Annotated in this window: 14 protein-coding genes; 7 read left to right on the top strand and 7 right to left on the bottom strand. The window is 69.4% G+C overall.

Annotated elements, in window-relative coordinates; translation table 11 throughout:
- Positions 1-57: 57 nt before the first annotated feature.
- The 6 genes from pafA to ACFWPJ_RS12765 form a co-directional block, all read right to left on the bottom strand.
- Positions 58-1,416, bottom strand: coding sequence for a Pup--protein ligase (gene pafA / locus ACFWPJ_RS12790; protein WP_378850321.1), 1,359 nt, complete (start codon positions 1,414-1,416; stop codon positions 58-60).
- A gap of 166 nt (positions 1,417-1,582) precedes the next feature.
- Positions 1,583-2,350, bottom strand: coding sequence for a proteasome subunit alpha (prcA, locus tag ACFWPJ_RS12785; RefSeq protein ID WP_378850318.1), 768 nt, complete (start codon positions 2,348-2,350; stop codon positions 1,583-1,585).
- Positions 2,347-3,192 carry a proteasome subunit beta gene (prcB, locus tag ACFWPJ_RS12780; RefSeq protein ID WP_378850315.1) on the bottom strand — a complete coding sequence of 282 codons (846 nt, stop codon included), beginning with the start codon at positions 3,190-3,192 and terminating at the stop codon, positions 2,347-2,349. The genes prcA and prcB overlap by 4 nt, the downstream gene beginning before the upstream one ends.
- Positions 3,189-3,383: a ubiquitin-like protein Pup gene (locus ACFWPJ_RS12775; RefSeq protein ID WP_019047503.1), complete on the bottom strand. Its 195-nt coding sequence runs from the start codon at positions 3,381-3,383 to the stop codon at positions 3,189-3,191. Before ACFWPJ_RS12775 ends, prcB begins: the two co-directional genes overlap by 4 nt.
- Before the next feature lie 162 nt (positions 3,384-3,545).
- Entirely contained in the window at positions 3,546-5,045 is a 1,500-nt protein-coding gene (dop, locus tag ACFWPJ_RS12770; RefSeq protein ID WP_378850312.1) for a depupylase/deamidase Dop, read from the bottom strand.
- 71 nt (positions 5,046-5,116) lie between these two features.
- Complete coding sequence (locus ACFWPJ_RS12765; RefSeq protein ID WP_378850309.1) at positions 5,117-5,713, bottom strand: TetR/AcrR family transcriptional regulator; 597 nt, start codon at positions 5,711-5,713, stop codon at positions 5,117-5,119.
- Positions 5,714-5,806: 93 nt separating this feature from the next.
- On the opposite strand from ACFWPJ_RS12765, the gene ACFWPJ_RS12760 reads away from it, so the two are divergent.
- Positions 5,807-6,385: an alpha/beta fold hydrolase gene (locus tag ACFWPJ_RS12760; protein WP_378850306.1), complete on the top strand. Its 579-nt coding sequence runs from the start codon at positions 5,807-5,809 to the stop codon at positions 6,383-6,385.
- A gap of 94 nt (positions 6,386-6,479) precedes the next feature.
- A complete protein-coding gene (locus ACFWPJ_RS12755; RefSeq protein ID WP_378850303.1) occupies positions 6,480-7,658 on the top strand; it encodes a DUF418 domain-containing protein in 1,179 nt (392 codons plus the stop codon).
- Position 7,659: 1 nt separating this feature from the next.
- On the opposite strand, the gene ACFWPJ_RS12750 is transcribed toward ACFWPJ_RS12755, so the two are convergent.
- Positions 7,660-8,391: a TetR/AcrR family transcriptional regulator gene (locus ACFWPJ_RS12750; RefSeq protein ID WP_378850299.1), complete on the bottom strand. Its 732-nt coding sequence runs from the start codon at positions 8,389-8,391 to the stop codon at positions 7,660-7,662.
- A 109-nt stretch (positions 8,392-8,500) separates the two neighbouring features.
- Between ACFWPJ_RS12750 and ACFWPJ_RS12745 the strand changes: the two genes are divergently transcribed.
- From ACFWPJ_RS12745 to ACFWPJ_RS12725, 5 genes are all read left to right on the top strand, one after another.
- Positions 8,501-9,391, top strand: coding sequence for a diiron oxygenase (locus tag ACFWPJ_RS12745; RefSeq protein ID WP_378850297.1), 891 nt, complete (start codon positions 8,501-8,503; stop codon positions 9,389-9,391).
- Entirely contained in the window at positions 9,388-10,326 is a 939-nt protein-coding gene (locus ACFWPJ_RS12740; RefSeq protein ID WP_378850294.1) for a DUF4873 domain-containing protein, read from the top strand. Before ACFWPJ_RS12745 ends, ACFWPJ_RS12740 begins: the two co-directional genes overlap by 4 nt.
- 32 nt (positions 10,327-10,358) lie before the next feature.
- Entirely contained in the window at positions 10,359-10,658 is a 300-nt protein-coding gene (locus ACFWPJ_RS12735; RefSeq protein WP_378850291.1) for a DUF6412 domain-containing protein, read from the top strand.
- 94 nt (positions 10,659-10,752) lie between these two features.
- Positions 10,753-11,634, top strand: coding sequence for a membrane protein insertase YidC (gene yidC, locus ACFWPJ_RS12730; protein ID WP_378850289.1), 882 nt, complete (start codon positions 10,753-10,755; stop codon positions 11,632-11,634).
- A 21-nt stretch (positions 11,635-11,655) separates the two neighbouring features.
- On the top strand, positions 11,656-12,092 hold a 437-nt coding region (locus tag ACFWPJ_RS12725; protein ID WP_378850286.1), incomplete at its 3' end, for an NUDIX domain-containing protein.

The following is a 12,092-nucleotide window of genomic DNA, read 5'->3' as shown; positions in this document are numbered from 1 at the left end:
ATCGCTCCCATTGCGCCACCGGTCCCGTCGCAGATCCCCCCTGCTCAGGGGGTACGCCTACATCGAGGCGATCAGCCGATCGACGCGCTCGTCGACCGACCGGAACGGATCCTTGCACAGCACGGTGCGCTGCGCCTGATCGTTCAACATCAGATGCACCCAGTCGACCGTGAAATCGCGGCCTGCCTCCTGAGCAGCGGTGATGAAGTCACCGCGCAACTTGGCTCGCGTGGTCTGCGGCGGAGTCTCCACCGCGGCGTCGACGGCCTCGTCCTCGGTGATCCGCTTGGCCAGACCCTTGCGCTGCAGCAGGTCGAAGACGCCGCGGCCACGCTTGATGTCGTGGTAGGCCAGGTCGAGCTGGGCGATCTTCGGGTCGGACAGCTCCATGTTGTAGCGGTCCTGGTAGCGCTGGAACAGCTTGCGCTTGATCACCCAGTCGATCTCGGTGTCGACCTTGGCGAAGTCCTGCGCCTCGACCGCGTCGAGTGTGCGGCCCCACAGATCCACCACCGCGTCGACCTGCGGGTCGCGGTCCCGGTTGCGCAGGTGCTCGACGGCGCGGGCGTAGTACTCGCGCTGGATCTCGAGCGCACTGGCCTGCCGTCCACCGGCCAGCCGCACCGGACGGCGACCGGTCAGATCGTGGCTGACCTCGCGGATCGCCCGGATCGGGTTGTCGAGGGCGAAGTCGCGGAACGACACGCCGGCCTCGATCATCTCCAGCACCAGCGACGCCGTGCCCACCTTGAGCATGGTGGTCGGCTCGGCCATGTTCGAGTCGCCGACGATCACGTGCAGGCGCCGGTACTTCTCGGCGTCGGCGTGCGGCTCGTCGCGGGTGTTGATGATCGGGCGCGAGCGGGTGGTCGCCGAGGAGACGCCCTCCCAGATGTGCTCGGCCCGCTGCGACAGGCAGAACGTGGCCGCCTTGGGGGTCTGCAGGACCTTGCCGGCACCGCAGATGAGCTGGCGGGTGACCAGGAACGGCAGCAACACGTCGGAGATCCGGGAGAACTCGCCGGCGCGGACCACGAGGAAGTTCTCGTGGCAGCCGTAGGAGTTGCCCGCGGAGTCGGTGTTGTTCTTGAACAGGTAGATGTCGCCGCCGATGCCTTCCTCGGCGAGGCGCTGTTCGGCGTCTATGAGCAGGTCTTCCAGGACCCGCTCACCGGCCCGGTCGTGGGTGACCAGCTGCACCAGGCTGTCGCATTCTGCGGTGGCGTACTCGGGATGCGATCCGACGTCGAGGTACAACCTGGCACCGTTGCGAAGGAAGACATTAGAGCTACGGCCCCAGGACACCACCCGGCGGAACAGGTACCGGGCTACCTCGTCGGGGGACAGCCGACGGTGACCGTGGAAGGTGCATGTCACACCGAACTCGGTCTCGATCCCCATGATTCGTCGCTGCACATTATCGACACTACAGCCATGACCAGTGCCCGCGCGGCGCTCCGGACAACCCATCTGCATACGTGTTCACAACGATTCGGACAGTGAACGACCGGGCGGGCACGACGAGAACGGGCCCGTGAACCGTAGCGGTCCGCGGGCCCGTTCATGATCGTGACGGCGGGATCTACTCCTCCGCGCCGTCCTCGGGCTCGGGTAGCTTCGCCGTTTTCACAGATTTGGCCTTCGGCGTCCCGAGCGCCTTCTCCAGGGCGGGGCCCTGCAACCGGCGGAACGCCCGCCGCGGCCGGGCCTGCTCGAGCGTGGCCACCTCGAGGGAGGCCTCACCGAGCGAGCGCTTGTCCTTGTCGGCCTCGGGCTGACCGGCCTGCAGCGCCCCGATGGCCACCTTCAGCGCGTCGTCCAGGGACAGACCCGGCTTGTAGGCGGCCTTGAGCGCGGTCACGATCGGCTCGGTGGTGCCGCCCATGACGACGTACTCGCGTTCGTCGACGATGGACCCGTCGAAGGTGATCCGGTACAGCACCGAGGTCGGTGACTGCTCCGGGTAGCCGACTTCGGCGACGCACAGCTCCACCTCGTACGGCTTGAGCTGATCGGTGAAGATCGACCCCAGGCTCTGGGCGTAGAGGTTGGCCAGCCCACGACCGGTGACATCGCGCCGGTCGTACTGGTAGCCCTTGAGGTCGGCCTGCAGGATGCCACCGCGGCGCAGGGCCTCGAACTCGTTGTACTTGCCGACCGCGGCGAAACCGATGCGGTCGTAGAGTTCGCTGACCTTGTGCAGCGTCGCCGAGGGGTTCTCGGCGACGAACAGCACGCCCTTGTCGTACACCAGCACCACCACGCTGCGACCGCGACCGATGCCCTTGCGGGCGAGCTCGGTCTTGTCGCGCATGATCTGCTCGGCCGAGGCGTAATACGGCAGCGTCATAGGACGGCGCCCCCTTCTTCCGCGGCTTCCCGATCGGCGATCACGGCCCTGGCCACCTCGGCGAGCAGATCCTCGCCGACCTCGGCCGCACCGTCGGCGTCGATCACCACCGCCGTCGGATAGATCCCGCGCAACAGGTCGGGACCACCGGTGGCGGTGTCGTCGTCGGCGGCGTCGAACAGCGATTCCACCGCTATCCGCAGCGCCCGGTCCTGATCGATGCCGCGCTGGTAGAGCTTCTTCAGCGACGACTTCGCGAAACCGGAACCCGAACCGACCGCGGTGTAGCCGAACCGCTCCTCGCTGCGCCCGCCGACCACGTCGTAGGACACGATGCGGCCGGTGCGGTCGGCGTCGGTGGCCTGGTCGTCGTAGCCGACCAGGATCGGCACGACCGCCAGGCCCTGCATGGCGGCAGGCAGGTTGTCGCGGACCATCTTCGACAACTTGTTGGCTTTACCGTCGAAGGTCAGCGGCACGCCTTCGATCTTCTCGTAGTACTCGAGCTCCACCGCGAACAGCCGGATCATCTCGATCGCGATGCCCGCGGTGCCCGCGATGCCTGCCGCCGAGAAGGTGTCGGTGATGTACACCTTCTCGGTGTCGCGGCTGGCGAGCAGGTTGCCCATGGTGGCCCTGCGGTCGCCCGCGATCAGCACGCCACCGCGGTAGGTGACCGCGACGATGGTGGTGCCGTGGGGCGCCAGATCCTTCGCCGCGGTCAGGTCCGAGGCCGCAAACCTGTTGCCGGGCAACAGGTCGGGAGCGTGCATTCGCAGGTGTTCGGTGAACGAGGAGAGAGCCTGCCCCGCATGGAGGCGCAACGGGTCACCTGAGGTCACTGGCCGCCCTTCTGCACATATGCCCGCACGAAGTCCTCGGCGTTCTCCTCGAGCACGTCATCGATCTCGTCGAGCAGGTCGTCGGTCTCCTCCGCGAGCTTTTCGCGCCGCTCCTGACCCGCCGCGTCGACACCCTCGGGACCCTCGTCCTCGTCGCCACCCCCGGCGCGCTTGGTCTGCTCTTGTGCCATGGCAGCCGACCTCCTCTTTCCTCATCATGACCGCGACCTTTGGGATGAGCACGGCCGACGATCATGAGCAATGTTCGTGCTCGTCCCACAACCCTACCGAGCGGATCCGACAAGGTGGTCTATTAGCGATCGGATTGTCGCCCTGTCGTGCCGGAAATGGCCTCAGTGGGTGAGCTGGTCGACGAGTTCGGCCGCCGACTGCGCGGCGTCGAGCAGCTTGCCGACGTGCGCCTTCGTCCCGCGCCGGGGCTCGAGCGTCGGGATCCGCACCAGCGAATCACCGCCGAGATCGAAGATCACCGAATCCCAACTGGCGGCGGCGATATCGGCGCCGAACCGGCGCAGGCACTCGCCACGGAAGTACGCGCGAGTGTCGGTCGGCGGCTTGGTCATCGCGTCGAGCACGTCCTGTTCGCTGACGAGCCGCTTCATCGAGCCGCGCGCCACCAGGCGGTTGTAGAGGCCCTTGTCCAGGCGCACATCGGAATACTGCAGGTCCATCAGGTGCAGCTTCGGCGCGGCCCAGCCCAGGCCTTCACGGCTGCGCATGCCCTCGAGCAGGCGCAGCTTGGCGGGCCAGTCGAGCAGGTTCGCGCATTCCATCGGGTCGCGCTCGAGCAGGTCGAGCACCATCGCCCAGTTGTCGATGATGTCGAGTACGCGGGGATCGTCGTTGCCCTCGCGGTGCACGAACTTGGCGACGCGCTCGTGGTAGAGCCGTTGCAGCGCAAGGCCGGTCAGCTCACGGCCGTCGGCCAGCGCCACGGTGGCGCGCAGCGACGGATCGTGGCTGATCTGGTGCACGGCGGTGACCGGACGCGCCAGCTGGAACTCCGAGAGGTCCTCGCCCGCCTCGATCAGGTCGAGCACCAGCGCGGTGGTGCCGACCTTGAGGTAGGTCGACATCTCGGCCAGGTTGGCGTCGCCGATGATCACGTGCAGGCGCCGGTACTTGTCGGCGTCGGCGTGCGGCTCGTCGCGGGTGTTGATGATGCCGCGCTTGAGCGTGGTCTCCAGGCCGACCTCGACCTCGATGTAGTCGGCGCGCTGGGACAGCTGGAAGCCGGCGTGGTCACCGGACTGGCCGACGCCGACCCGGCCGGACCCGCAGATCACCTGGCGGGAGACGAAGAACGGCGTCAGGCCCGCGATGATGTGGCTGAACGGGGTGTCGCGGTTCATCAGGTAGTTCTCGTGGGTGCCGTAGGAGGCGCCCTTGCCGTCGACGTTGTTCTTGTAGAGCTGCAGGCGCGGCGCGCCGGGGACGCTGGAGGCGTGCCGGGCGGCGGCCTCCATCACCCGCTCGCCCGCCTTGTCCCAGATGACCGCGTCGAGCGGGTCGACGACCTCGGGCGCGGAGTACTCCGGGTGGGCGTGGTCGACGTAGAGCCGGGCGCCGTTGGTGAGGATCATGTTCGCCGCGCCGACCTCGTCGGCGTCGATCACGGGCGCGGGCCCGCTCATCCGGCTCAGATCGAAACCACGCGCGTCTCGCAGCGGGGATTCCACCTCGTAGTCCCACCGGGTCCGCTTGGCCCGCGGCACCCCCTCGGCGGCCGCGTAGGCGAGCACGGCCTGGGTGGAGGTGAGGATCGGGTTGGCCGTCGGCTCCGTGGGGGTCGAGATGCCGTACTCGACCTCGATTCCGATGATGCGCTGCATGCTGTCGAGCCTAGGCGACGCGCCGGACACGCACCGGCATCTCGGCCCAGCGGGCTCTGTGGGCCCCCGGCTCAGGCCCGCGGGCGCAGACCGGCCAGCAGCTGTGCGATGTCGCCTGCGGCCTGATCAGGCCGCAGCGCACTGTGTTCCACCAGCAGCCGGTACCAGAACAGCCCGAACAGGTGGTCCGTCGCCCGATCCAGGTCGATGTCCGCGGCGAGCTCACCGCGGTCGACGCCACGCGCGAGGATGCCCGCGACCACGCCCCGGCGGGTGTCGACCCATTCCCGGAAGTGCCGCGCGAACTCCGGATCGAGCTGGGCCTCGGCCATCATTCCGCGCAAAGCCTGTGCGCGAACTGGGAATTCGGTGAGGCGGTAGAGCTCGGTGGCGAACTCGACCAGGTCGGTCTCGACCGCGCCGGTGTCGGGCTCGGGCATCCGCCGGACGACCGCGTCGGCGTAGGCGTCCATGGCCAGTTCGGCGCGCGAGCGCCACCAGCGGTAGATGGTGCTCTTGGCGACGCCCGAGCGCGCCGCGACGCCCTCGATCGTCAACCGGCCGTAGCCGCGCTCCTCCAGGATCTCGGCACTGGCCCGCAGCACGTCGGCGCGCGCCGCGTCGCTGCGCACCCGTCCACCGGTCCGCGCACCCGCGGTGTTACCCATGTCACCTCCGCGTCAGCGTTTCGACCACTCTAGTCGGCTGCTACCTTCAATTCAAACGCTACGGAGCGTTTCGATAGATGAAGGACAAGCCACATGAGCACCATCGTTGTTTCCCACGGGTTCGAGGCACGCAGCGACAGCGTCTGGTTCCCCTACCTCAGCGCCGCCCTGACCGAGCGCGGCCACCAGGTCGTCATCCCGGATCTGCCCGATTCCGGGGCGCCGAAGCTCGAGCCGTGGCGCAAGACGCTGGCCGCGGCGGCGACGGCGGCGACGGACCCGGCCGACACCGTGCTGGTCGGCCACAGCATCGGCAGCGTCAACGTGCTGCGCATGCTCGAGCAGCACGAGGGCACGCCGTTCGCCGGCGCGGTGCTGGTGTCGACCTCGGCGCACGAGGTCGGCTACGACATCCTCGCCGAGTTCTTCGACGGCCCGTTCGACTGGTCGCGCATCCGCGCCGCCGCAGGGGATTTCCGGCTGCTGTCGGCCATCGACGACCCGGTCAACGCCGCCGACCCGATGGAGCATGTCGAGCTCCTGGTCCGCGGCCTCGGCGCCCGTGCCGTGGTGCTGCCGAGCGGCGGCCACCTCGGCGCCTACGCCGACGACCACATCGACCTGCCGGAGGCGGTCACCCTGGTGGAAGAGGTTCTGGCACACCGCGGCTGAGTGCCGTCTACGCCCCGAGGTCCCCCGCCAGGAGGACCTCGGGGTGGTCCTCGCGGGCGATCCGACCGGCAAGCCCGGTCGCGATACTCGGACCATGAGCGAATCCGTCCAGCAGCTCGCCACCGACGTCCCGAACCGGCCCGGCCGGCTGATCGCGCTCGATGTCCTGCGTGGCATCGCGATCCTGGGCACCCTCGGCACCAATATCTGGATCTTCACCGACCCCGAGGGGCTCGTCGGGTACGTCGGCGGACTCGGGTCGGCGGCGGAGACCGGCTGGATGTGGTCGGAACGGGTGCTGCAGCAACTGGCCCAGGGCAAGTTCCTCGGCCTGCTGACGGTGATGTTCGGCATCGGGCTGGCCATCCAGCAGTCCTCGGCGCAGCGCGCGGGCCGCCGGTGGCCAGGAAAGTACCCGTGGCGGGCCGCGCTGCTGTTCCTCGACGGTCTGCTGAACTTCCTGCTGGTGGCCGAGTTCGATGTGCTGATGGGCTACGCGGTCACGGGGCTCGTCGTCGCCTATCTCCTCGCGACCAGTGAACGGGCGCAACGCCGCTGGCTGATCACCGCGGCCTCGATCCACGTGACGATGCTGACGCTGATCGCGGCCGCCCTCGCCTACGCGCCCGCCCAGGAGTCCGCCACCTCGGATCCGCTCGACCCGAATCCCTATGCGGACGGCTCCTTCTGGGATCTGGTGCTGTTCCGGCTCGATCACGCACTCGAGTTCCGGCTGGAAGCGATCTTCGTGTTCCCGATGTCGGTGGCGCTGTTCCTCGTCGGCGCGCGACTGTACCGGGCGGGTGTGTTCCGGCCGGAAGGTACGCGAATCCGCCGGTGGCTCATGGTGATCGGCTTCGCGGTCGCGGCACCGCTGGACTTCACGATCGGCGTCTTCGGCGGCGGCGACCTGGTGCTGTTCACCCGCTACGGTATCGCGCCGTTCGTCGCGCTCGGCATCCTGGCCGCGGTCGCGGAGTTCTACCTGCGCAGGCCGCGGGTCGGCTTCGCGGGAACACGCCTGAGCGAGGTCGGCAAGACCGCGCTCAGCTGCTACATCCTGCAGAACCTGCTCGCCGGAATCCTCTGCTACGGCTGGGGTTTCGGGCTGGCGGCGCGGGTGCCCGACACCGCGCGCGTCCCGTTCACGATCGGGATCTACGTCCTCGTCGTCGTGCTCATCACGGCCTTCGCCCACCTGTGGCTGCGCCGGTTCGAGCGCGGGCCGGTGGAGTGGCTGTGGCACCGCAGCTATCAGCTGCTGGCCGACTGAGTCAGCGCAGCCGCTCCGCGGGCGGCGGGGCGGCGTCGGGCGCGACGAGCAGGTCGGCGACCAGCGAATCCCGTTCCAGCGGAACACCGAGACTGCGGGCATTGCCCTCGAACAGCGACAGCACCGACTCGGTCAGAATGCCCTGCACCTGTTCGGTGGTGAGCACCGGTTCCGGATCGGCCCGCCAGCTGGCGACCACGCCGTCGACGAGCCCGACCATCCCGAAGGCCATCGGCCTGGCGCGCGCCGGGTCGATACCGAAGCGAGCCAGACTCGCGGCGAACATGTCGGCCAGCTGCCCGCCCACCTCGCGGCCCGCCCCGGCCAGGGTGGCGGCGCCGGTGCCCTCGGGCGCGGCGTCACCGAGGAAGCGGTGCAGATTGGGGTGGAGTTCGATCCAGCCGAGATAGGTGCCGATGGCGCCGCGCACCGCGTCCTTGAGCGTCCCGTCGGGGTGCAGCGCGGGCAGCAGCTCCGCGAGCAGCAGCTCCAGGATGCGCTGACGGGCCAGCGCGTCGAGTTCGGCGCGGCCGCCGACGTGCCGGTACACCACGGGCCGCGGCAGCGCGAGATGCTCGGCGATCAGCTGCACCGAGATCTCGAGCCCGTGTTCCTCGATCACCTCGATCGCGGCATCGATCATCTCCGCGCGGCGGCGCGCCTTGTGGCCGTGCCAGCGGGTGGCGCGGCCGTCACCGACGGGCTGCTCGGCCTGGGCGGATGGTGCAGTCACAGTGCCAACGATACGCGTGTCGATATTGACCGTGACATAGCGTTCCACTAACCTTGGTGATACACCATGTAACAGTTAATGCGGCACTACTGCCGAGAGTGAGCCCGCGATGCGCCACGCTATCTCCCCGCGCGATTCCTTCGCCCAGCGCCTGCTGATCGGCTCGGTGCGAAAATCCTACGATCCCGTGGTCGACATCGACTGGGCCGAGCCGCTCGATCCGGACAAGCTGTTCCTGCCCGCCCGCGTCGTCTCGCTCTGCGGCACCGAGCTGTGGGACGCGATGTCGGCCGCGGAACGGCGCGAGCTGTCCCGGCAGGAGCTGGCCAACATGCTCTCGGTCGGCATCTGGTTCGAGAACCTGCTCGAGCGCCTGTTGCTGCGCGAGCTGCTCGCCGGCGACCCCACCTCGGCGACCTCGCACTACACGCTCACCGAGATGGCCGACGAGTGCAGGCACATGATGATGTTCGGCAAGCTCATCGAACGCGTCGAAGCGCGTCCGTACTGGCCGCGTCCGCCGGTGCGGCTGGCGATCACCGCCCTGCCCGCCCTCCTGCGCGGCAGCATGGTGTGGGTGGCGGCGCTGGTGGGCGAGGAGATCTTCGACACGCTGCAACGCCGGGTGCTCGACGATCCCGATCTGCAGCCGATCGTGGCGCGCACCATGCGCATCCACGTCACCGAGGAGGCGCGGCACATCGGTTTCGCCAGGGACGCGCTGACGCGCCGGGTGCCGACCATGTCGCGTGGCGAGCGGGTGTACGCCCGGATGTGTGTGGCGGTTGCCGGACCGCTGTTCGTGTCGCTGGTTCTCAATCGGCACATGTACGTGCGCGCCGGGCTCGACGGGCGCCGGGCGCACAGCATCGCGTTGCGCAATCCCGTCGCCCGGGAGGCCAGGGCCGTCGGGGCGGCCGATCTCGCGGCCTTCCTCGGTGAGCACGGTCTGATCGGGCCGGTCGGGCGCCGGTGGTGGCGGGCGGTGGGTCTGCTGTGACCGTCGCGATCATCGGTGCCGACGCCGCGCCGCTCGCGCGGGCATTGCGGGCCGCGCGGGTCGTCGACGTCGTCGTCTACGAACTCACCGCTACGCCACCGAGGCGGCCGGGGGCACGATGGCGCACCGATCCGCCGCCACCCCGGCAAGGGGTCGATGTCCTCGGTCTCGATTTCGACGAGCAGGCCGATCAGTGGCTGATCCAGCTCCCTGGTGGCGAGCGGATCGTCGCCGACATCGTCGTCCTGACCGCGGACACGGTCGACGCGTCGCTCCCCACCGGACGCGGCCGCCCGGCCCGGCCGCTCCCCGTCACCGGTCGCGACGGTCGCACCCTGGACGCCGCGTGGGCGGGCGGACCGATCACCTTCCGCGGCATCGCCGTCCACGGCTTTCCCAACCTGTTCCTCCTCGGCGGCCCCGGTCCCCTTGCCCCGCACCGGCATTCCCACCGGCGGACCCAGATCGACCACATCACCACCTGGATCAGCGCGCTGCGCAGGCAATCCGGCACCCGCGTCGAGGTCAGGGCGAGCACCCAGCACGAGTACCACCGCAGGCTCGCGCTGCGCCGCACCGACACTCGCCCACGCCGCCTCGGCGGACCGAAACCGCACCACTTCGACATCACCGTCGCCGCCGACCGGCACCCCGCCCACGACTATCAGGGCCCGGCCCTGCTCGACCTGCCCGGCGCGGAGTATCCGGTCATCGCGACGCTCGCCGGGCACGCCGATCCGATCGACGGCCGCTACCACTGGTACGGCCGCCTCGACCCGGTCGACGGTTCACTCCCGGAGCCGACCCGGTCGACGGCCCTGCTCGCGCTGCCCGGCCACCGCCCCGCACCGGCCCGGCTCACCGAACGCGATCCGTGGGGCAATCTGCGGATCACCGGCACCGGAGCGCCGCCCTACCCCCTCGAACAGCTCTGAGGCACTCGCCGCGCACCGGTATGCTCGACGGCATGCAAGCACGGGCAGTGATCTTGGCGTACGCGGTTCTCGCGTGCGTGCTGCCCGCCTTCGTGCTCCTGTCCACGCCCGGTAACGACACCGCGCGCATGCTCGCGTTCGGTGCGGTCGCCGCGGCCATGGTGTGCGCGCTGGTCGCGATCACCGGTCACCGGCGGATTCCGGTGCGGGTCGCCGTCGCCGGCCCACCGGGATCGGCGCAGCACCGGTTGCGCGGTTCCTTTCTGCCACAGAGCAATCCGGATTCCGCAGGTCGTCCACGGCCACGAGCACCGGGGATCGATCACCGCTGACGGGCGCAGCGCTGTCCGCGCCGCCTGTCGGATTCCGTGATCCCCCTCCCCTTCTCGTGCGTTCACGCACGCCCTCCGGACAGGTCGTTCCGTCATGCTCGATGTCGTGTACTTTCCGGTGTCCGCCGCCCTGTGGTGCTGGCACCGGCTCTTCGCCCTCCCCTTCGGGCCCGCCGACGGCCTTGCCTGGCTACTCGCCGTGGCCGCGCTCGTGATCACCGTCCGCGCCCTGCTGGTCGTTCCCGCACTGCGCCAGGCCCGTTCCCAGGCCGTCCTGCGTTCCCTGCAACCCCGGATGAACAAGATCCGGAAGAAGCATCCCGGCGATCAGCGCAAGCAAGCCGAGGAGATCCGGGCGCTGCACCGCGAACACGGGGTCCGGCTCTTCGGCGGGCTTGTCCCGATGATCGTGCAGGGCTTGGTGTTTCTCGGCTTGTTCCACGTGTTGCGGTCGTTCGACCGGACCGGCGCCTTCGCGGTCGGCCCGTTCGCCTCGACCGGGACGCCGATGTCGGCCGAGGCCAACGGCGCGACACCGAACTATCTGCTCGGTATCTCCGAGGTCCAGGATTTCCTCGAAGCCCGAGTGTTCGGCGCACCGCTGTCGGCGACCATGACCGGGGCCGGTGAGCTGTTCGTCTCCGTGGCCGTGCTGGCCGTCCCGCTGGTGCTGATCACCGCGCTCGCCACCCATCTCACCGCACGGCTCACCCCGCCCGCGCAGGACGGAACGGCCGCGCTGCTGCGCCGGCTGTCACTGTGGGTGTTTCCGGCGGGCGCGCTGGTCAGCGGCGCGATCCTGCCGGTCGCGGTGCTCGTCTACTTCGCCACCAATGCGGCGTGGACGTGCGGCCAGCAGTATCTGATCCGGCGCAAGCTCGACGCGGAGGCAGCGGCCGAGGCGGCGAAGTCGGCCGTGCGAGCCCGTGCCGCCGCACCGCGTCCGGGGGTGAAGCCGCAGCGACAGCCCCGGTGAGCCGACGGTTACCCTCGGGCGGTGTCTGTGAACCCGGAGTCGGAACTGCTCGCCGTCTACGACGCCGCCGGCCAGGTGATCGGCGCGGCCGATCGGGGCACCGTCTATCGCGAGGGTCTCTGGCACGCCAGCGCGGGAGTGCTGGTGCGGTCCGTGGACGGCAGCCGGATCTACGTGCATCGGCGCACCGACAGCAAACTCGTCTTCGCCGGTCTGCACGACTGCCTGGCAGGCGGAGTCGTCGACGCGGGCGAGGATCCCGCCGACACCGCGGCGCGCGAACTGCACGAGGAACTCGGCATCACACTGCCCATGGGCACCGCACCGGCCTTGCGTGCCACCGCGTCGTGGGACGGCGTCTGGGCGGGAAAACCGCTGCGCTGCCACCTGTTCGGTTACGAGGTGCGCTACGACGGCCCGATCCACCACCAGCCGTCCGAGATCGCGGACGGCTGGTG

This window comes from Nocardia sp. NPDC058497, assembly GCF_042720195.1.
Taxonomy (GTDB): Bacteria; Actinomycetota; Actinomycetes; order Mycobacteriales; family Mycobacteriaceae; genus Nocardia.
This window is presented reverse-complemented; position numbering and strand designations above follow the sequence as displayed.

Excerpts from the sequence above, each read along its gene's own strand:
- ACFWPJ_RS12775 (WP_019047503.1), bottom strand. The coding sequence starts at position 3,383 with ATGGCACAAGAGCAGACCAAGCGCGCCGGGGGTGGCGACGAGGACGAG.
- ACFWPJ_RS12760 (WP_378850306.1), top strand. The coding sequence starts at position 5,807 with ATGAGCACCATCGTTGTTTCCCACGGGTTCGAGGCACGCAGCGACAGC.
- dop (WP_378850312.1), bottom strand. The coding sequence starts at position 5,045 with ATGCAGCGCATCATCGGAATCGAGGTCGAGTACGGCATCTCGACCCCC.
- ACFWPJ_RS12765 (WP_378850309.1), bottom strand. The coding sequence starts at position 5,713 with ATGGGTAACACCGCGGGTGCGCGGACCGGTGGACGGGTGCGCAGCGAC.
- ACFWPJ_RS12735 (WP_378850291.1), top strand. The coding sequence starts at position 10,359 with ATGCAAGCACGGGCAGTGATCTTGGCGTACGCGGTTCTCGCGTGCGTG.
- ACFWPJ_RS12745 (WP_378850297.1), top strand. The coding sequence starts at position 8,501 with ATGCGCCACGCTATCTCCCCGCGCGATTCCTTCGCCCAGCGCCTGCTG.
- ACFWPJ_RS12755 (WP_378850303.1), top strand. The coding sequence starts at position 6,480 with ATGAGCGAATCCGTCCAGCAGCTCGCCACCGACGTCCCGAACCGGCCC.
- prcA (WP_378850318.1), bottom strand. The coding sequence starts at position 2,350 with ATGACGCTGCCGTATTACGCCTCGGCCGAGCAGATCATGCGCGACAAG.
- yidC (WP_378850289.1), top strand. The coding sequence starts at position 10,753 with ATGCTCGATGTCGTGTACTTTCCGGTGTCCGCCGCCCTGTGGTGCTGG.